Source organism: Streptomyces sp. NPDC001100 (assembly GCF_053598575.1).
On record NZ_JBSFKO010000023.1, the window covers coordinates 82,200 to 100,622 of the forward strand.

Genomic DNA, 18,423 nt, shown 5'->3' on the forward strand with positions numbered 1-18,423 from the left:
GGGGTGTTCCGGTCTTGTTCAACTCAGCGGGTCCAGCGTGAGATAGGCCTGCTGCGGGTTTCCGTCGTTCACCAGGGACTCCTGGGCGCCGACGTCGTCGAACGCGAAGGCGTACGCCTTGCCGTCCGCCATCTGCGCGTGGATCTTGCGCGCGTAGTGGTTGGTCACCGTGTCCTGGTAGAAGTTCGCCGTGGTGGTGTCCGGCTGGTTCGGGTTGACCAGGAGCGTGGAGCGGTTGAAGCCCGCGCACAGTGTGCGTGAAATCGGGCCGCGCACCAGGTCGTTGGGGGCGTCGAGGTACTTGTAGCAGCCGAAGATGCTCGCCGCGTCCGGCTTCTGGAACGTGGTGACGACCGCGCCGGAGCTGTTGGTGAAGTTCATGACGTTGCCCGACACCCGGCCGTAGTACTTGGTGTTCGGCTGGTCGGCGAACGGCGTCACGGTCAGGGTCGACGACGAGTACTTCGACCAGACGCGGTTGACGTAGTCGTCCATCACGGTGCTGGGCAGGGCGCCCGTCTCAATGCCGTAGGTCGGTGAGAGCGCTCGCAGAACCGTGCCGTCCGACCGGGTCTGGATCAGGTTGGCCCAGCCGCCGGGCTGTCCGCGCAGCGCGTTGAAGAAGCCTGTGTAGCCACCCGACTTGAGGTGTCCGGTGCTGGCCGTGCTCCCGTCGGACCGCTGCACCCCGACCGCGTACGGCGCGGAGAACATGTCCACCTGGGTGCTGTTGATCCACAGTCCGGAGTCGTTGAGCGTGTACTCGGACCAGTTGAAGAGGATGTCGCGGTTCGGGTCGGTCGGGTTCTGCACGGCCGGCTGCACCAGACCGCCGGTGGTCAGCTTGAACACCAGCTTCTGGCCGTACGAGAAGTAGATGCGGCCCGAGAACTTGGGGATCCGGACGGTGGTGGACTGTCCGGCCGCCGGGCCTGCGATCGACGCGTCCGGTGCCGGGGTGGGCGGGTTGCCGCCGGCCGGCCAGGCGTGGAACGTGCCGGCCGCGTCGGCCCAACCCTGCTGGCCGGTGGCCAGGTTGGTGCCCAGGTTGTAGATGTAGACCGCGTCGCCGCGGCCCGAGTTGTTGGTGATCTTCAACGGGATCGTGGCGGGCACCGCCGCGTCCGCCGTCAGCGGTGTGGCCAGCGCGAGCATCGTGGCCACCGCGGTCGCGGCGCCCAGTCGGCGCAGGATTCTGCCGAGCACTACTCACCTCCGTGTGGGGGGTGTACGAGAAATTGGTCCGTACCTGTGTGAGAGCGCTCTCAGCGTCGCGCCGGGTCGAGAGCATGTCAATGAGTTGAACGAAAGGTGCCCACGGCAACTCGCTTCGTGGGCACCTGGATTGAATCAGTGAAAGCGGTCTGTCGATCAGAACGTACGGTTCAGCAGGTCGAGCAGCGCGACCCAGTGACGCTCGTCGGCCTCCGCGTCGTACGCCGAGGTGTCGGCCTGCGTGTAGCCGTGGTGGGCGCCCGGGTAGACCTCGCAGCGGTGCCGGACACCGGCCGCGGTCAGCGCGTCCTCGAACCGCTTGATCTGGTCCTCGGGCAGCGAGGGGTCCTGGTCGGCGTGGCCGAAGTACAGCTCGGCGGTGATGTGTTCGGCGGCCAGGTGCGGGCTGTCCGGGTCGTCGGTGGCCAGCCGCCCGCCGTGGAAGCCGCCCACCGCCGCTACCCGGTCCGGGTGCGCGCCCGCGGTGTAGAGCGCGAGGCGGGCGCCCATGCAGTACCCGGTGATCGCGACCGGCCCGTCGACCACCAGCGGGGACTCGGCCAGCCAGCGCAGATAGGCCTCGGAGTCCCGCTCGATCAGTTCGGGGTGCCGGGCGAACCCCATGATCAGCGGGCCGACCTTCTCGAAGATCTCCGGACGTCCGTCGTGATCGATGAACTCGGGCAACTCGACCACGGGCGCACGCCCCTGCCGGTAGAACACGTTCGGCACCAGGACCGCGTAACCGGCTCCGGCCAGCCGGTCGGCCATCGACCGCAGATGCGGGCGCAGCCCGAAGGCGTCCTGGTAGGGGTCCAGCCAAGGTGAGGCCAAAAGCCGCAACGGGAATGATCTTGGGGGCCGTGGGCGGCTTTCCTGGTCCGACATCTGAGACTTTGTCATGAGTATGGCGATTGGGCCTTCATGGGAGGCCCGTGACCGCGACGATGCCCCCGCGGGCGCGGGTGTGACGCCTGCGTTCACTGTTGGCCACGGGTCGTATGGGGCATGAATGACGTCGATCGAGCGGACCGCGTATCCGCGGTTTAAGCGGCTGATCACCGCGCGTGAGCTGCACCTGTTCTTCTCGCCGGGGCTTGAGGAGAGCCAGTGGGCGGTTGAGCAGACGAACTCGAAAGAGCACCAGCTCGCGCTGTTGCTGATGTTGAAGTCCTACCAGCGGATGGGGTGCTTCCCGCGGCTGGAGGAGATCCCGGACCTGGTGGTGGACTTCGTGCGGCGGGCGGTGGATCTGCCGGAGGGCATGCTGCCGCTCTACGCGTCGCAGCGGACGGCTGAACAGCACCGGACGTGGGTGCGGCGGCGGGTGGGGGTGCGCTACGACGGCAAGCGGGCCCGTGAGTTGGCGCGGGAGACGATCCGGGTGGAGGCGGAGTCGAAGAACAATCCGGCGGACCTGATCAACGTGGCGTTGGAGAAGCTGGTGGAGGCGGATCTTGAGCTGCCGGCGTTCTCCACCCTGGATCACATGGCCTCGGCCGTGCGCGCGGAGGTGAACACCGGGATCTGCGCGGGCATCTGGGAGCGCATGGGCGAGGACCGGCGGGCTGGTCTGCTGCGGCTGCTGGAGGTCGACGTCCTGGTGCCGGGGGCGAAGTCGCCGTTCAACCGGCTCAAGCAGCACGCGCAGCGGGCGACCTGGTCGCACTTCAAGGACCAGATGAACCAGCTGGAATGGGTCGATGAGCTGGGCGAGACGGGGTCCTGGCTGGAGGGGGTGGCCTCGGGGAAGGTCACCGACTTCGCAGGGGAGGCGGCTGCGGCCGATGCCGGGGTGCTGCGGGACTACGCCGTGGTCAAGCGGGTGGCGGTGATGGCCTGCCTGGCGCACAAGGCGAGGATGCGGGCGCGCGACGACCTGGCGACGATGTTCTGCAAGCGCGTGGCGATCAAGGTGAAGAAGTCGAGGGACGAGCTGGAGGAGATCCGCAAGCACCAGCAGGCGATCGTGGAGGCGCTGGTGGCGAACTACCGCACCTTGCTGCTGCAGGTCGACGCCGGCGGCCCCGCGCAGGAGGCCCAGGCCAGGGCCGCCGAGCTGACCCGGGACGCGCTGAAGGCGCTGAAGGGCCTGGACCCGCAGGCCACCGCCGGGGACGTCGCCAGGCTGCTGGGCGGCGGCAGCGGGGTCTCGCCCGCGCTGCTGGCGCTGATCGGGGCATTGCGCGCGCAGGCCGGGGGCCTGGGCGCGGTGACCGCCGCAGTGGACGCCTTCGGGGGCTTCGCGCAGCAGTACCAGCAGATCGAGAAGGTCACCGCCCACCACGGCGACAACTGGGAGGTGCTGCTGTACGGGCACCTGCAACGGGACCGGGCGCTGATGTTCGAGCTCACCGACAAGCTGGAGCTGACCGCCACCAGCGAGGACTCGCGGGTCCTTGCTGCCCTGGCCCATGCCAAGCGGCACCGGACCTCGCGGGACTACATCCCGGTCCTGGACGAGGCGGGCAAGCCGGTGGACACCTCGTTCGCCACCCAGAACTGGAACAAGATCATCCGTGACAGGTCGCGGCCGGGCTCGTTCGTGCGCCGGCACTTCGAGGCGATGGTGTTCTGCAACCTCGCCGACGAGCTGCGGACCGGGGATGTGGCGGTGGTCGGCTCGGAGGAGTACGCCGACTGGAGCGAGCAACTGCTGCCGTGGGCGGAGGTGGAGGCGAAGCTGCCCGCCTACCTGGTCGAGGTCGGCCTGCGCGAGGAGGGCGAGGTGTCGCCGTTCGGCGCGGGCGAGTTCCGCACTCAGCTGGAGGCGATGCTCACCGGCGCGGCGGCGGCCGCGGACTGCGGGTACCCGGACAACGAGGACCTGTTCATCGACCCGGCCACCGGGGCGCCCACCTTGAACCGGCGCAAGCGCGACGACGTGCGCGCCTCGGCGAAGAAGCTGGAGCAGGCGATCCGCTCGCGGATGCCGGAGCGCTCGCTGATGGGGATCGCGGCGCGGACCGCCTACTGGATCGAGTGGTGGCGCCGCTTCGGGCCGATGTCGGGCAACGACCCCAAGCTCAAGGACCCCTTCGGCCGGTACGTCATCACGACTTTCGTGGGCGGCACCAACATGGGTTCCTACGAGGCGGCCCGCCACATCCCCGGCGTCAGCGGCCACGAGCTGTCCGCGACCGCGAACCGGCACTTCTCGATAGCGAAGCTGAACGAGGCGATCACCGACCTGGTCAACGCCCACGCCAAGCTGGACCTGTCCCGGGCCTGGGGGGACGGCACCACCGCCGCGGCCGACGGCACCCACATGGACACCTACCTGAACAACCTCCTCGCCGAGACGAGCGTTCGATACGGGAAGCCCGGTGGGATCGCGTACCACCACATCGCGGACACCTATATCGCCCTGTTCACCCACTTCATCCCCTGCGGGGTGTGGGAGGCGGTCTACATCATCGAGGGGCTCCTGAAGAACGTCTCCGAGGTGCAGCCGACCACGATCCACGCGGACACCAGGGCCAGAGCCTGCCCGTGTTCAGTTTGTCGTGTCTGCTGGGGTTCGAGTTGATGCCCAGGATCAGGAACTGGAAGGACCTGAACTTCTACCGCCCCGCCAAGCAGGCCGCCTACGTCCACATCGACGCACTGTTCGGCGAGAGCGGTGCGAACGTCATCGACTTCGACCTCATCGAGGCCCATTTCAGGGATCTCATGCGCGTGGCGATCTCGGTGCGCGAGGGCCGGCTGTCCTCCTCGCTGCTGCTGCGGCGCCTGCGCTCGGGGTCCAAGCGCAACGCCCACTACACCGCGTTCCGCGAGGTCGGGCGGGTGGTGCGGACGGTGCAGCTGCTGAGGTACCTGACCGATCCGGCGATGCGCCGGCGGGTGACGGCGGCGACCAACAAGGTCGAGGCTTTCAACGGCTTCTCCGGGTGGGTGCGGTTCGGCAACAGCGGTGTGCTGACCGACAACGACCCCGTCGAGCAGGAGAAGGCGCTGAAGTTCAACTCGTTGCTGACCAACGCCGTCATCTTCCACAACACCCTGGACATCGCCGACGTCGTGCGCCAGCTGCAGGCCGAGGGCGAGATCGTCGAGCCCGAGGACCTGGCGCAGATCTCCCCCTACCTGACCGAGCACATCATGCGCTTCGGCGTGTACTCGACCCACGAACTGACCGTGGAGCCGGACGCGTACGAGCCCCACCTGGACGTCGACTTCACCAAGCTGGCCGACGACGAGCAGGACCAGGCCGCTTGAGGACCGGATGCCGGTCGCCGGGCGGACACGGCGAAGCCACCGGCGGCGCCCTCGGGGGAAGGGCGTCCGCCGGGGGCGGTCTCGGGGCTGTGGCGGACGGGGTCGCCGAAGGCGGGGGTCCCTGGGAGGAGACGGTTCCGGGCAGCAGTGCGCCGCTGGCGGTGCTGTCGCCCTCGACGGTGACAAGGACGCGGGCGTGGCCGTGGAGCCAGCCGCCGAGGGTGGTCAGGATCTTCGCTCCGGGCCGGTCTGGGCGAGCCAGGCCCCGGGAAGCTGGCGGACCGAGCTTTGCCGCATGCGACAGGGTTCCGCTGCCGACGAGTCCACCGCCGCGGGATCTACGCGTCCAGGAACTCGTGGACGTCGGCCGCGAAGGCCTGCGCGTGCTGGAACAGGAACCCGTGGGCCGAGTCCGGGTACAACTTCACGGAGGCGTTCGGGATCAGGCTCGCGGTCAGGTGCGAGTACCAGGGCAGGATCATCGGGTCGCTGTCACCGTTGGCGATGAACACCGGCTGCTCGATCGCGGCGAGTCGTTGCAGCAGCCCGAAGTCGGGGGTGCCCCACTTCACCACCGCGTCGTACTGGGTGTTGCGGGTCTGCCAGGTGGTCGGCGCGTCCCCGGCGCACGGTGGCGGGTCCGACGCCAGGCGCTTCGAGCCGGAGGCGGCAGCCTACACGCGCCTGTACCTGGCCGATCCCTCCGCGTCCGATGAATCCATACTCCAAGCCCCTGCACTTCGCGTTGCGGCCGCCGAAGGGCGCATCGCGCTTCAAGCAGCCAAGCAGCCAAGCGGGTGCGGGTGGCCGAGCGCACCTTCTGACCCCGACGGCAGCACGCGTCCGCAGTGCGCCGCCGGGACAAGACGTCGCCGCGTCCTACACGGGGAACTTCACGCCGCTGAGATCCTCGGACACGGCCCAGAGGCGTTGCTGGACGGCCATGTCGTAGGACCCGGGACTGGAGGTGACCAGCCGCGGGTGGCCCCGGGGTTCGCCCAGCCGCTCCGGACCGTAGTACTGGCCGCCCAGTACGGCCGGGTCGGTGGCCGCGCGCAGCATCGGTAGCGCTCCGAGTCGGCGATCCGGCGCATCGCGAGTTCGGGCAGGTAGGCGACTCTGCAGCCGGCGTCCCGGGCGACGGTCAGGGGCAGGGCGCCTATGGATGCGTCCTGGTCGACGACGACCAGGACGGTGCCGAACTTCTCGGTCAGCTTGTCGAGGACGGCCCGCAGTTTCGGGTCGCTGTTGGGCAGCTGCTTGTCGAAGACCTTCTTCCCGGCTGGGGTGAGGCCGTGGCCGTGATGAGCGGTCTTGCCGACGTCCAGGCCGAGGAAGACGCCCACGTCGCCGGTGTCGAACATCGTGCTTCAACTCCCTTGCTTCGACTGGCCTTTGGCGTCGGTGTCGTGCGCGCGCATCCACGTTATGCAGACCTGCCGCCCGCGAACTGTCCAGCGTTGCGCCGGACCGGGCGGTGGCCGGACCTCTTATCAGCGTCTCCGACGGCACCTCCCGGGCCCGGTGACACCCCCCCGGTCATGCCTTCGACAGGGGGACACAGTCATGCCGGGCCCGGAGGCCAGCGGTCCCGTTGCAGGACCGCGAAGAAGGTAACGGGGTCAGCTTTTCAGAAAGCCCAGGATGTGGTCGGCGACCGTCTTGGGATGCTCGAGGTGCGGGAAGTGTCCTGCGCCGGGCACGATGATGCGTTCGAAGCCGCCTGTGAACACGGCCTCCATGCCGTCGCTCGTCTCCACGGACACGCTGTTGTCGTCGGCCCCGTGGAGGTAGAGCGACGGGACGGTGATGGCACCGCTCGCCCGGGCTTCCAGGGCCTGGCCCGCCTCGTCCGCGGGGGGCGTGAACAACTGGCGGTGGTAGCTCAGGGTCTGGGTCAGAACCCCTTCAGCGCGGAGGGTGTCCTTGAGCGCGGCACGCTCCGCCTCTGGGAACTCGTAGCCGGGTGACCATTCCCGCCGGAGCCGGTCGATGAAGGCGAAGTCGTCGAACTCGACGGCCATCTCCGCCATGGCTGTGTGAAAGAAGAACATGTACCAGCTGCGTCGCTGCTGTTCACCGTTGGTGGCGAAAGCGGTTCCCACTTGAGGGCCGTAGGGAACCGACATCCCGACAAGCTTGCGGACACGTGTCGCGTCGAGGCTCGCTGCCGCGTACGCCGCCATGGCACCGAAGTCGTGACCGATGAGATCCGCCTGCTCGCGCCCGAGCGCTTCGATCATGTCCAGGACATCCTGGCCGGTCGATGGCGTGCGGTAGGAGCCGTCGGGCGCCGCGCCACCGGGCCAGTATCCGCGCTGTGCGGGCGCGACCGCCCAATACCCTTCCTGTGCAAGGCGGCCGAGAAGCCCTTTCCAGCTGGCGGCATGGTCGGGAAAACCGTGGAGGAGAAGGACCAGCGGCCCGCTGCCGGCCTCGAAGATCGGAACCTCCAGCCCGCCTGCCTGAACCGTCCGCTGGCGGATACGGTCGACTGCCTGGGACTCGCTGGTCGGAGAGTCCTCGCCAAACGGCGGTTGCTGTGTCGTCTCTGTCATGAGTTCAACCTCCTGGCCGCCTTCGCGGCGTCGCGGTCCTGGATTCCCGGACCGGGTAGTGAGTTCTGTGTCCTGCTTCAGCCGAAAGATCGACGTCCCTGAGGAGCTGTTGTCTTTCCGGACTTGAGGACTGCGTTTCCGCTGGTCGGGCGTAGGGGCGGAGGCCCCGTGGGAGTAGTGGCCTGTCATGCAGTCACTTTCCGGGAGGTCGTGGATGCCGTCGGTGGTTGGGCTGCTGGAACAGCGTGAGGTGGATGCTCGGCGTCGCGTTGACGAGCTGCGGGAGGAGGCCGACCGCATCCAGACTGAGTTGGCTGCGGCCGAGCGGGACTGGACGCGGTGGGTCATCGCCCGTTTGCGCGTCGGCGAGGTGCTGGCTCCTGCGGACAAGATGGTGCAGGACGCGGCCCAGGCCGACCGGGCCGTGCCGGCCGCCGGGGAGCGGACCGGGAAGTCGTCACAGGCGACCGAGGCGGCGAAGGCGAGGTCGCAGGTACCGGTGTGGCGTGAGGGTCTGGCCTGCTCGGTGCTGTCGGTCAACTGCACCGTCAGGGCCCAGCACCCCCTCATGCCCTCAGACAGGGAACTTCACGCCGGTGAGGTCCTCGGAGACGGCCCACAGGCGCTGCTGGACGGTCACGTCATAGGACGCCGGGCTCGACGTGACGACCTGCGGATGTCCCCGGGTCCCGCCCAGCCGGTCCGGGCCGTAGTACTGGCCGCCCAGCACGGCGGGGTCGGTGGCCGCACGCAGGGTCGGCAGCGCGCCCATGTCCGCCTTCTGGCTGATCAGGGGCGTGATCAAGGGGGCGGTTACACGCACGACGGCGGGGGAGTTGCGCATGAGGTCGGTGTTGGAAAACCCCGGGTGTGCCGCCGCGGCGATCGTGGTGCCGTGCCGGGAGAGCCGGCGTTGCAGCTCGTAGGTGAACAGCAGGTTCGCGAGCTTGGCCTGCCCGTAGGCGGCATTGCGGCTGTAGGAGCGCTCGGACTGCAGATCCTCGAAGCGGATGCCGGCACGGGTGCGGTGGGCGATGCTGCTGACCGTGACCACCCGGGAGCCGGGCACGGGCAGCAGCAGGTCCAGCAGCAGCCCGGTCAGCGCGAAGTGCCCGAGGTGGTTGGTGCCCAGCTGCATCTCGAACCCGTCGCGGGTGGTCTGCTTCGGCGTGTACATCACGCCCGCGTTGTTGATCAGCAGGTCGATCCTGCCGTGGGTTGCACGCAGGCCGGAAGCGGCGGCGCGGATCGACTCAAGAGAGGTCAGGTCCAGTTCCTGCACGCTGACGTTGCCGGTCATGCGCGCAGCCGCGTTCTTGCCCTTCGCGACGTCCCGCACGGCCAGCACTACGTGCGCGCCGTGCTCCGCCAGGGCCCGGGCGGTGTCGAAGCCCAGGCCGGTGTTGGCGCCGGTCACCACGGCGACCCGCCCACTCTGGTCGGGAATATCGCCTTCGGTCCACTTCATGTCAGGCTCCTACAGTTCGTCACTGGTACAGCGAACGCTTTACTTGATGATGGCACATCGCAAGCCACAAGTACAACGACCGCTATACTTGAGTGCGTGACCAGTACCGAGACGATCAGGCGGGGCGGGCGGGGCGCACGCAACCGCATCCTGCGGGCCGCGGCGGAGTTGTTCTTCCGAGACGGCATCCACACCACCGGCATCGCCCGGCTCACCGAGGAGGCCCACGTCTCCACCCGCACGCTGTACCAGCATTTCCCCAGCAAGGACGCCGTCGTCGCCGCCTACCTGCGCGGCTTCATCGCCGACCCGCCGGTACCCGCCGTCGCACAACTGGCCCGCAAGGACCTCGACCCGCGCGCGCGGATGCTCGCACTGTTCCGCGAACCCCCGAACCTGCCGGACGGGGTCATGCGCGGGTGCCTGTTCCACAACGCCGCCGTCGAGGCCGCCGGCACCATGCCCGAGGTGGCGCAACTGGTCAAGCAATACAAACAGGGGCTGACCGACCGCCTGGCCGAGGCCGCCGGCGAAGCAGGCGCCCGCGACCCGCACACCCTCGCACGGCAACTGGCCCTGCTGTTCGAAGGAGCCTCGGCCCTGGCGACCTCGCTCAACGACAGCGAGCCGCTCCACGACGCCCACGAACTCGCCACGACGCTGATCGACCACGCCATCGCCCCAGCCCGAACCTGACCTCCCGCGATCTTCTGGTCGGCGGTGAGCCGGCCGTCGATGTGGCCAGGGTCGACGGCGAAGTCCAGGAGGAGGTTCTCGATCTCCATGACGCCGCGCATCGCGTCAGAGGCGACGGCCAGGTAGCCGGAGGCGGTTGCCTCCACCGCGGTCTCGAAGTCGGCAGCACTGCGTGCGACGAGGAACGAGAGGCGGGAAAGCTGGTCAGATCCTCGGTGATCTCCCGGGTCCGCTGATGACCGAGACCCGCAAGCTGCTGGCAGCCCGGGCGATCGGGCTGCCGGACAAGGTGCCGCTCGTGCACGTACGCGGCGATCAGCATCAGCGCCGACTACCGGGACCGGCGGCGCAGGCGCGAGGGCGACTCCACCGCGCACTGGCCCCGCCAGCCGGCCAGCACCTGAGGCGGCCTCGGAGTCCTAGCCCAGACACCAGCCGCAAAGTAGCCGGGCGATCACGTGCTCACCGCCTTGGCGGCCTGCTCGTCGTGTTCGCGAAGCATCCGCATGACCGTGGCGGGCGAGGGGTGCTGGCCCTTCTTCGTGCCGGTGGTGATGACGAGCCGCTTGGCAATGTCGCGCAGGCTCATCTCCTGGTCGCGCAGGTGAAGGGCCATGGACAGCATGTCCTCGTCGGTGACGCCCGCGCCACCGATGGTCTTGCCGCGCTTGCGGGCGGACTCGTGGCCTTCGAGGGTGCGGTCGCGGATGTACTCGCGCTCCATCCCGGACATCGCGGCCAGCACCGTGAACACGATCCCGGAAGGGTCGTGCGAGCCTTTCAGCTCTCCGGTGAGGAACTCCAGGCCGACGTCGCTTGCCTTCAGCTCCTCGGCGAGCAGGGCGAGTTCGATGCCGCGGCCGAGCCGCTTGTGCTCGTGGACGACGAGGGTCACGGCGACGCCGGAGGAGCGAATCTCCCCAGCAAGTTTCACCGCGGCCTCCAGCTCGGGGCGCCGGGTGGCGCGGGTGGAAATCTTCTCCGAGAAGACCCGGGTCACCCCGGCCTCGGCGAGGGAGTCGAGCTGCGCGTCGAGCGACTGCCGGGCGGTCGAGGCCCGTGCGTAGCCGAGGCGGACGTGCCCGACCGGCTCGGCGCCGGCGCTCACCGGTCGGGGCAGCTCGGTCCACACCGCCCCCGGCTTGCGTACGGCCGGGGTCGGCACGCTGAGCGTCTTGGCGAGTTGAGGGACGAGGCGGAAGCGGGCGGTGTGGTACTGGATGGCCACTTTGCCTTTGCCGGTCCGGCACGGGGAGCCCGCGGGGGCCGCACAGGTGGACATCGGACAGTCGCGCGATTCCACGCGCTTGAAGTCGTCGCTCACGCTCCGGAGCGTTTCATGAGGGTGTTTCATGAGTCCAGCCGTTTGCAACAACTTATGAAACATGATCGCCGCAGGTGGACTGCGGGGGCGGGCGAGTGTTTCACGAGCGACCACCTATGAAACAGCCAATCCGGCCTGACGGAAAGTCAGAGATTATTGCGGTAGCAATCATGTCCGTCGCCGCCCACTCGTGCCCCCGGCCGTCGCGGAACCTGGCCAGCCGCCCACGCCCCCCAAGATCATTCCCGTTGCGGCTTTTGGCCTCACCTTGGCTGGACCCCTGGTAGAGCAGCACGGCCGGACGGGGCCGCCCGTCACCGGGATGCACCCAGTAGGCGTCGGCGATGCCGTCCTCGGTGGGGATGTCCACGGCTGTGCCCTGTACGGCGGTCATGGCGGGGGTGCCTCCCAGCGGATCGGCGCCGGGCCGGCTGCCGGCCCCGCGCGGCGTGTTCGATCATCCTGGCACGCCCGATCACGGCCCGGCCGCCGGGGTCACTCGAAGCGGGAGACGTCCCCCGCGCCCTTGCGGACGATCTCGGCCTCGCCGCTGGAGAAGTCGATGACCGTCGTCGGTTCCGTGCCGCAGTCCCCGGAGTCGACCACCGCGTCCACCACGTGGTCGAGCCGGTCCTTGATCTCCCAGCCCTGGGTCATCGGCTCCTCCTCGTCGGGCAGGAGCAGGGTGCTGGACAGCAGCGGCTCGCCCAGCTCGGCCAGCAGGGCCTGGGTGACGACATGGTCGGGGATGCGCACGCCGACGGTCTTCTTCTTCGCGTTCAGCAGCTGGCGCGGCACCTCCCTGGTCGCAGGAAGGATGAAGGTGTAACTGCCGGGCGTGGACGCCTTGATGGCCCGGAACACGTCGTTGTCGATGTGCACGAACTGGCCCAGCTGGGCGAAGTTCTGGCACACCAGCGTGAAGTGGTGCCGGTCGTTCAGATGCCGGATCGTACGAATCCGCTCCATGCCCTCACGGTTGCCCAGCTGGCAGCCCAGCGCATAGCAGGAGTCGGTCGGATACGCGATCAGCGCACCCGACCGCACACTGTCCGCGACCTGCGAGATGGTGCGAGGCTGCGGGTTGTCCGGGTGCACGTCGAAGTACTTGGCCACCCGCCGAGCTTATGCCGTACGGCCACGGGGCGCCGCGCGGGCCCTCACTCCGCCCGGTTCGCACGGGCGTACCCCGGCGAAACCGGGGAATCCGACCAGTGCGCTCGGGGCTCCCCCCGAACCCGGGCAGCACGGCTCCGCCGGCGGCTCCCCTCCGAGGCCGCGGCGGAGCCGTTCCGGCGCCGGGCGCGCGAACGGCCGTACGGATTCGACGTCGGCGCTCAGCCGCGCAGCCGTACCGGGATCTCCTGCCAGCCGAAGGCGATGAAGGACGGCACCTGGCGCAGGGTGTCCGGGGCGACGGCGAGGCGGGCGTCCGGGAAGTGGTCGAAGAACGCGGGCAGCGCGGTCAGGGCCTCCACCCGGGCCAGCGGTGCGCCGATGCAGCGGTGCACGCCGATGCCGAAGGACAGGTGGTCGTCGGCGCCGCGGGCCGCGTCGAAGACGTCCGCGTCGGGGCCGTAGTGCGCGGGGTCGAGCCCGGCCGCCGCGTAGGTGGTGATGATGGCGTCCCCGGCCGGGACGGTGATGTCGCCGACGGTCAGGTCACTGACCGCGAACCGCAGCGGCAGCGAGGCGATGGACGGGTGGACCCGCAGGGTCTCGTCGACGACCGCGTCCCAGCCGATCTTCCCGGAGCGCACGTCCGCGAGCTGCTCGGGGCGCTTGAGCAGGGCCACGATCGCGTTGCTGATGAGGTTGACCGTCGTCTCGAAGCCCGCGCCGATCACCAGCAGCAGGGTGTACAGCAGTTCCTCGTCGCTGAGCCGGTCGCCGTCCTCGTCCCGTACCCGGATCAGTTCGGTGGTGAGGTCGTCGCCGGGGTGCTCGCTGCGGTGGGCGATCAGCGCGGGCAGCACTGTGCCGATCTGCTGCTGCACGAACGCCGCGTGCTCCGGAGAGGGGTCCGAGGTGTCCATGATGGCAGCGATCAGCCGCCCGGTGTCGGCCACCAACTCGTCGGGCACACCGAAGAGTTCACAGATGATCCGCATCGGCAGGGGATGTGCGAGGGCGGCCCTGATGTCGATCACCTCGGCGTCGTCGGCCGCCACCGCGTCGAGCAGCTCCGCCGTGATCGCCTCCACCCGGGCCCGCATCGCCTCGGTGCGCCGGTGGGTGAAGCTCGGCGCCACGAGTTTGCGCAGGCGGGCGTGGTCGGTGCCGTACGTGGAGAGCATGTTGACGACGCCGATCCAGCCCAGCACCCAGCCCCAGGAGGGGTGTTCGCCCATCTCGGGCCACAGGCGCCAGTGCAGTCGGGGGTCCCGGCTGACCTGCGGGTCGAGGATCAGTTCCTTCAGGGTGTCGTAGCCGGTGGGCGCCCACGCGGGGATGCCGCCGGGCAGTTCGACGGGCACGATCGGGCCGAGGGCACGCAGCTTGGCGCTCTCGGCGGCCATGTCGGCGCCGAACGGGTCGAGGGCGATGCGGTCGGACACGGTCACGACGGGTCTCCTGGCTGGTCGGGGGAGCGGGGGCTGAACCGCACGGGCAGCGACGTGAGCGAGCGGTGGAAGGGTCCGGGACGCCAGGTCAACTCCGCGCGCGGCACGACGGGTTCGAGGTCGGGCAGCCACAGGGTGAGCCGCTCGATCGCCTCCGTCGCGATGAGCAGCGTGTGCCGCTTGACCGGGCAGGCGTGCGGGCCCGCCGACCACGACAGGTGCGAGGCGTCCTTGGGGTGTCGGCCGCTGACGACCTCCTGCTCGGCGAAGTGTGCGAGCGCGCCGTACGAGACGACGACCGGGATCGCCGGTCTGATCCACGCGCCGTGGAACGTGACGGGCGAACGGGCGTAGTGGATCCCGTAGTTGGCGAGAGGGGTCTCGTGGTGCAGGACCTCCACCACGGCGTCCGTCACCGGGCGGGCGCCGCTGGTCAGTGTGGAGTAGTAGACCGAGGTGCCGAGGACGCGGGACAGGGCGTTGGACACCAGGTTCGCGGTCGGCTCGTGTCCCGCGCCCAGGGTGAGGAACACCTGCCAGGCGACCTCCTCCGGACTCAGCCCGGCGGGATGGTCCAGGAGCCAGCTCGGCAGGTCGTCGCCGCGCAACTCGGCCTTCGAGGCGATGAGTTCGAGGACGTATCCGCCGAACTCGGCCTCGCCCTCGGCCGCTTGGGAACCGCCCTCCATCATCATGCCGAGCGCGCGGTCAAGCCGCTCGCTCTGGCTGTCGGGCAGTCCGAACAGGCTGTTGAAGACCAGTGCCATCAGCGGCCGGGCGAACTCGCCCACCAGATCGGCCTGTCCGCGCGGCCCGATCCGGCTCACCAGGACATGCACCGCCCGGTGCACCCGGTCCCGCAGGTCGTGCGGCTCGATCCGGTCGAAGGCGTCGATCAGCGAGGCACGGTAGCGGACGTGCGCGGCGCCGTCCGCGAACAGGGAGTTGGGCCGCCAGCGCATCATCCCGAGGACCGGCGAGTCCTCGGCGACCGTCGACTCCCACGGCCGGGGATCGTGCGAGAACGTTACGGTGTCGCGCAGCAGCTCCAGCGCGGCACGCCGCTCGGTGACGACGTACGCCGGTACGCCCGGGGCGAGTTCGGCCCAGCCGACCGGACCCTGGGCGCGCAGGGCGGCGTAGTAGCCGTAGGGATCCAGCGCGAAGCCGTCCTCCCACAACCGGACGGGTCGGGTGGGCGAAGCGGTGGTCACCGGTGCTCCTGGAGGTCGCGGTCGATCAGGTGCTGGACCAGGGCGAGCAGCGCGTCGACCGAGGAGTCGGCGTCCCGGGCGTCGCAGGTCACCAGAGGGGTGCCGGGCACCAGGTCCAGGGCGGCGCGCAGTTGTTCGTCGGTGTGGTGCCGGGGCGCGTCCGGAAAGGTGTTGAGGGCGACGGCGTACGGCAGTCCGCTCTCCTCCACCAGACCGAGCATGTCGAAGGAGGCGTCGATGCGGCGGCTGTCGACCAGGACCAGCGCCCTGAGCGCGCCATGCGAGATGTCCTCCCACAGCGCCCGGAACCGCTCCTGCCCGGGCGTGCCGAAGAGGTACAGCACGATCCCGCCCGGCAGGCTGAGCCGCCCGAAGTCGATGGCGACGGTCGTCGTCGACTTCTCCCGCACCCCGTCGAGATCGTCCACATGGACGGACGCCTCGGTCAGCTGCTCCTCGGTGTGCAGCGGCCGGATCTCCGACACCGAGTCGATCAGGGTCGTCTTGCCCACCCCGAACGGGCCCGCGACCAGGATCTTGACCAACTCCTGTGCGGTGTCCGGCAGATGGATGCCGCTAGTCGTGCTTGAGGGCGCGTAGGCCATCGGCCACTCTCTTCAGCAGGTCGGGGTCGGAGCGTTCGGCGGGCGGGATCGGGGCGCGGGCGAGCACCAGGCCCCGGTCGAGCAGACCGGCGGCCAGCACCCGCACCGCGGAGACCGGCAGCTCCAGCAGGACCGCCGCCTCCAGCACCGTCAGCGAACCGTCGAACAGGGCGTCCAGCAGGGCGAGTTGGGCCGCGGGCAGCCCGGCAGGGACGGGTTCGCCGCTGCCGGAGAGCACCGTCAGCCGCTCCAGCTGCGGGCGACTGGGTCGGGCCACCCCGCCGGTCGACAGATACGCGGGGACCAGAGGACGGCCGCCGCGGCGGCCCGTCATGCCGACGCGCCGCCGTCAACTCCCCGTGGGGCGGCGGCCATCGTCTTCTCGCCCAGCCGTGCCACCTGCGAGTGCACCCGGTGCGCGAGCAGGTCCAGACGCACCTCGGTGTCGCCGTAGGCCGCCACACAAGTCCCGTGATCCGTGGGGACGATGAGCACGTACCCGTGGTCCGACTCGATCACCACCTGCCGGATCTCGGCGTCCTCCCGGTCGGCGAAGGCCGCCGCCGCGGTACGGCACGCCCCCTGCACCGTGCTGGTGATCGCGGCCACCCGCTCGCCCGAGGCCTGGGACAGCGCGTCGGTGTACCCCCGCACCAGCCCGTCCCGGGTCAGCAGCACCGCGGCCACCACGTGCGGCACCTCCAGGATCGGATCGAGCACCCATGCCGTGTCGCCCCCATCGCGGCTGATCATCTAGCCGCTCCCCCCTCGTAGTCGTTCCCGTTGTTCTTCTGATCGAGGTCGTGCACCGCCGGTCGCGACGGAGCGGGCTCCTCCGCCGCGGCGGTCCCGGAGCCCGCACTCGCGGCGCGCGCGGCGGCCGTGCCGGACTGGAGCGCGCCGAGCGCGGCGGCGGCCTGCTCCGGCCGCCACTCCGGTTGGGCCGGGGCGGCCCGCGTGTCCTGGGCCGGAAGGGCGTTCCGCGCGTTCGCGGTGGCGACCGCGGCGCGGCGGCGCCGTCGCGGGAGCCCGCCGGCGTCGGGCAGGGCCTGGTGTCCGGGCACGTCGGCCGTGGCCTGCTCGTCGCGTTCGGAGCCGTAGGAGTGGGCCGGGGAGGGTGCGGGCGAGCGGGTGGGAGCGGGGGCCGGGCGGGTGGAGCGCGCGGCGCCCGCCGCGGGTGGCTGCCGCTCGGGGTCGATCCTGCTGAGGAGGTGGCTGTCGATGCGCAGGACCGCGCGGACACCGCCGTACGGGGAAGGCGAGGACACGTCCACACCGAGGTCGAACTGCCGGGTGAGACGGCCGATCGCGGCGAACCCCATGCGCGGCGGATCGCCCAGGTCGGTGAGGAGGACCGGGTCGGTACCGGCCACCGTCCGCCGGGCGTGCTCGCGTTCGTCGGGGGTCATGCCCACGCCCGCGTCGTCGACGGTGACGCAGACGCCGTGATGGACGTGCTCCAGGTTGACCAGGACTTCGGTGTCCGGAGCCGAGTGCCGCAGCGCGTTGTCGAGGAGTTCGGCGACGATGATCGCGACCGGCTCGACCGCGTGCGAGACCAGCGCGGTACCGGCTTCGAGGTGGTTGTGCACCCGCACCCGGTGGTATCCGGCGAGCCGGGCCTGCCCGCCGGTCACCGCCTCCACGAGGTGCGAGTCCTCACGGGCGAGCCCGACCCAGGCCCCGCACACGACGGCCGTGACCTGCGCCCGGCGCAGCGACTGCTCGTTCTCGTGGTCCAGCATGAACAGGGTCTGCGTCAACTCCGGGTCGTCGTAACGCTGTTGGAGCGCGCGCAGGGCGTCCTGCAGGCGGTACAGCGCGGCCTGGATCTCCCGGGTGGCCCCGCGCATCCCGGCCTGCGCGGCGGCGTCGATACGGGTGCGCTGCGCGGTGAGCTCCGAACGCGCCGTGCTGAGCACGCTTTCGAGGGCGATCCCGAGGGGAGAACCGATGAACTGCGGCTGCGCCGGTCCCGGCACGGCCACCCGCGGATGCGTCAACTGCCGGGCTGCGGCCGGGATCCGCTGAACGGCCAGATGCTCGACCTCGGCCACGAACGCCGTCTGGACACCGGCCAGACGGTCCCGCAGCTCCGCGATCTCCGCGCGCTGCAGGGCACGTCGACGCCGCGACCGCAGCAGGCCGGCGCCGAGCGCCAGCGCGGACAGCGTGCCGGCGGCGAGCGCACCGGTCACCAGGTCCGGTAATTCGGTCATCGAATCGAGTCCAAGAGAAGTCGGGCAGGGGTGAGTTCGAGCCCCTGAGGCGGGGTGCCCGGAGCACAGTACACACCGTCATCGACCGCTCTCGCACGGTGTAACAGGAGTTCCCTTCGAAACTGACAGCTCTCTGTTCACTTCTGCGTCAAGTGTCTGAAATGGCCTGTGAGGAAAGGGAGTTGAGTTGCCGGGGTGGGTGCATCGGGCGCGCAGCCGGAGCGGGGCGAGGGGTGTCGCGCGCTTGCCGAACCGAGCGAGCCGCGCGACGAGGTGCGCGCACGAATCAATCGTGACAGCAGCTGATTCAGCGGCCATGTCTTGCCTCCACGATGCTTT

General features: G+C 69.8%; 14 protein-coding genes and 4 pseudogenes. 3 read left to right on the forward strand and 15 right to left on the reverse strand.

All coding sequences use genetic code 11. The annotated features are described in order from the left end of the window. Positions 1-18 precede the first annotated feature (18 nt). A complete protein-coding gene (locus ACWDEW_RS29845; protein ID WP_450516644.1) occupies positions 19-1,206 on the reverse strand; it encodes a glycoside hydrolase family 64 protein in 1,188 nt (395 codons plus the stop codon). Between the two features lie 165 nt (positions 1,207-1,371). Next, the gene (locus ACWDEW_RS29850) at positions 1,372-2,103 is read right to left on the reverse strand and encodes a dienelactone hydrolase family protein (protein ID WP_450516646.1); all 732 of its coding nucleotides are present in this window, start codon (positions 2,101-2,103) and stop codon (positions 1,372-1,374) included. Between the two features lie 124 nt (positions 2,104-2,227). Here ACWDEW_RS29850 and ACWDEW_RS29855 point away from each other — a divergent pair. Then, positions 2,228-5,436, forward strand: a pseudogene (locus tag ACWDEW_RS29855) (Tn3 family transposase). A 338-nt stretch (positions 5,437-5,774) separates the two neighbouring features. Here the strand turns inward: ACWDEW_RS29855 and ACWDEW_RS29860 are convergent. The 3 genes and pseudogenes from ACWDEW_RS29860 to ACWDEW_RS29870 form a co-directional block, all read right to left on the reverse strand. Further along, positions 5,775-6,008, reverse strand: coding sequence for an alpha/beta fold hydrolase (locus ACWDEW_RS29860; protein ID WP_450516648.1), 234 nt, complete (start codon positions 6,006-6,008; stop codon positions 5,775-5,777). Positions 6,009-6,512: 504 nt separating this feature from the next. Beyond that, positions 6,513-6,800: pseudogene (locus tag ACWDEW_RS29865) on the reverse strand (IS110 family transposase); the annotation flags it as partial. Positions 6,801-7,058: 258 nt separating this feature from the next. Next, the gene (locus ACWDEW_RS29870) at positions 7,059-7,994 is read right to left on the reverse strand and encodes an alpha/beta fold hydrolase (RefSeq protein WP_450516650.1); all 936 of its coding nucleotides are present in this window, start codon (positions 7,992-7,994) and stop codon (positions 7,059-7,061) included. Positions 7,995-8,208: 214 nt separating this feature from the next. Here ACWDEW_RS29870 and ACWDEW_RS29875 point away from each other — a divergent pair. Next, a pseudogene (locus ACWDEW_RS29875) lies at positions 8,209-8,535 on the forward strand (hypothetical protein); the annotation flags it as partial. A gap of 33 nt (positions 8,536-8,568) precedes the next feature. Here the strand turns inward: ACWDEW_RS29875 and ACWDEW_RS29880 are convergent. Then, on the reverse strand, positions 8,569-9,462 hold the full coding sequence (locus ACWDEW_RS29880) for an SDR family NAD(P)-dependent oxidoreductase (protein WP_450516652.1): 894 nt from the start codon (positions 9,460-9,462) through the stop codon (positions 8,569-8,571). A 96-nt stretch (positions 9,463-9,558) separates the two neighbouring features. Between ACWDEW_RS29880 and ACWDEW_RS29885 the strand changes: the two genes are divergently transcribed. After that, entirely contained in the window at positions 9,559-10,158 is a 600-nt protein-coding gene (locus ACWDEW_RS29885) for a TetR/AcrR family transcriptional regulator (RefSeq protein ID WP_450516764.1), read from the forward strand. Positions 10,159-10,612: 454 nt separating this feature from the next. Here the strand turns inward: ACWDEW_RS29885 and ACWDEW_RS29890 are convergent, their stop codons facing one another. The 9 genes and pseudogenes from ACWDEW_RS29890 to ACWDEW_RS29930 all read right to left on the reverse strand — a co-directional run bounded on the left by ACWDEW_RS29890 (position 10,613) and on the right by ACWDEW_RS29930 (position 18,084). After that, on the reverse strand, positions 10,613-11,482 hold the full coding sequence (locus ACWDEW_RS29890; protein ID WP_450516653.1) for a recombinase family protein: 870 nt from the start codon (positions 11,480-11,482) through the stop codon (positions 10,613-10,615). Positions 11,483-11,762: 280 nt separating this feature from the next. Next, positions 11,763-11,876: pseudogene (locus ACWDEW_RS29895) on the reverse strand (dienelactone hydrolase family protein); the annotation flags it as partial. A 101-nt stretch (positions 11,877-11,977) separates the two neighbouring features. Next, the gene (locus tag ACWDEW_RS29900; protein ID WP_200812248.1) at positions 11,978-12,598 is read right to left on the reverse strand and encodes an L-threonylcarbamoyladenylate synthase; all 621 of its coding nucleotides are present in this window, start codon (positions 12,596-12,598) and stop codon (positions 11,978-11,980) included. A 221-nt stretch (positions 12,599-12,819) separates the two neighbouring features. Further along, the gene (locus ACWDEW_RS29905) at positions 12,820-14,046 is read right to left on the reverse strand and encodes a cytochrome P450 family protein (RefSeq protein ID WP_450516655.1); all 1,227 of its coding nucleotides are present in this window, start codon (positions 14,044-14,046) and stop codon (positions 12,820-12,822) included. Next, a complete protein-coding gene (locus ACWDEW_RS29910) occupies positions 14,043-15,260 on the reverse strand; it encodes a cytochrome P450 (protein ID WP_450516657.1) in 1,218 nt (405 codons plus the stop codon). The genes ACWDEW_RS29905 and ACWDEW_RS29910 overlap by 4 nt, the downstream gene beginning before the upstream one ends. Continuing rightward, on the reverse strand, positions 15,257-15,865 hold the full coding sequence (locus ACWDEW_RS29915; protein ID WP_450516659.1) for a GTP-binding protein: 609 nt from the start codon (positions 15,863-15,865) through the stop codon (positions 15,257-15,259). The genes ACWDEW_RS29910 and ACWDEW_RS29915 overlap by 4 nt, the downstream gene beginning before the upstream one ends. Beyond that, positions 15,837-16,199 carry a DUF742 domain-containing protein gene (locus tag ACWDEW_RS29920; RefSeq protein WP_450516660.1) on the reverse strand — a complete coding sequence of 121 codons (363 nt, stop codon included), beginning with the start codon at positions 16,197-16,199 and terminating at the stop codon, positions 15,837-15,839. Before ACWDEW_RS29920 ends, ACWDEW_RS29915 begins: the two co-directional genes overlap by 29 nt. Then, entirely contained in the window at positions 16,196-16,618 is a 423-nt protein-coding gene (locus ACWDEW_RS29925) for a roadblock/LC7 domain-containing protein (RefSeq protein ID WP_093631113.1), read from the reverse strand. The genes ACWDEW_RS29920 and ACWDEW_RS29925 overlap by 4 nt, the downstream gene beginning before the upstream one ends. Further along, on the reverse strand, positions 16,615-18,084 hold the full coding sequence (locus ACWDEW_RS29930; protein WP_450516662.1) for an ATP-binding protein: 1,470 nt from the start codon (positions 18,082-18,084) through the stop codon (positions 16,615-16,617). The genes ACWDEW_RS29925 and ACWDEW_RS29930 overlap by 4 nt, the downstream gene beginning before the upstream one ends. Between the last annotated feature and the right edge of the window lie 339 nt (positions 18,085-18,423).

Bases quoted from the DNA above. Each gene is read 5' to 3' on its own strand.
- ACWDEW_RS29850 (WP_450516646.1), bottom strand. From the start codon at position 2,103: ATGTCGGACCAGGAAAGCCGCCCACGGCCCCCAAGATCATTCCCGTTG.
- ACWDEW_RS29870 (WP_450516650.1), bottom strand. From the start codon at position 7,994: ATGACAGAGACGACACAGCAACCGCCGTTTGGCGAGGACTCTCCGACC.
- ACWDEW_RS29880 (WP_450516652.1), bottom strand. From the start codon at position 9,462: ATGAAGTGGACCGAAGGCGATATTCCCGACCAGAGTGGGCGGGTCGCC.
- ACWDEW_RS29915 (WP_450516659.1), bottom strand. From the start codon at position 15,865: ATGGCCTACGCGCCCTCAAGCACGACTAGCGGCATCCATCTGCCGGAC.
- ACWDEW_RS29920 (WP_450516660.1), bottom strand. From the start codon at position 16,199: ATGACGGGCCGCCGCGGCGGCCGTCCTCTGGTCCCCGCGTATCTGTCG.
- ACWDEW_RS29925 (WP_093631113.1), bottom strand. From the start codon at position 16,618: ATGATCAGCCGCGATGGGGGCGACACGGCATGGGTGCTCGATCCGATC.
- ACWDEW_RS29930 (WP_450516662.1), bottom strand. From the start codon at position 18,084: ATGACCGAATTACCGGACCTGGTGACCGGTGCGCTCGCCGCCGGCACG.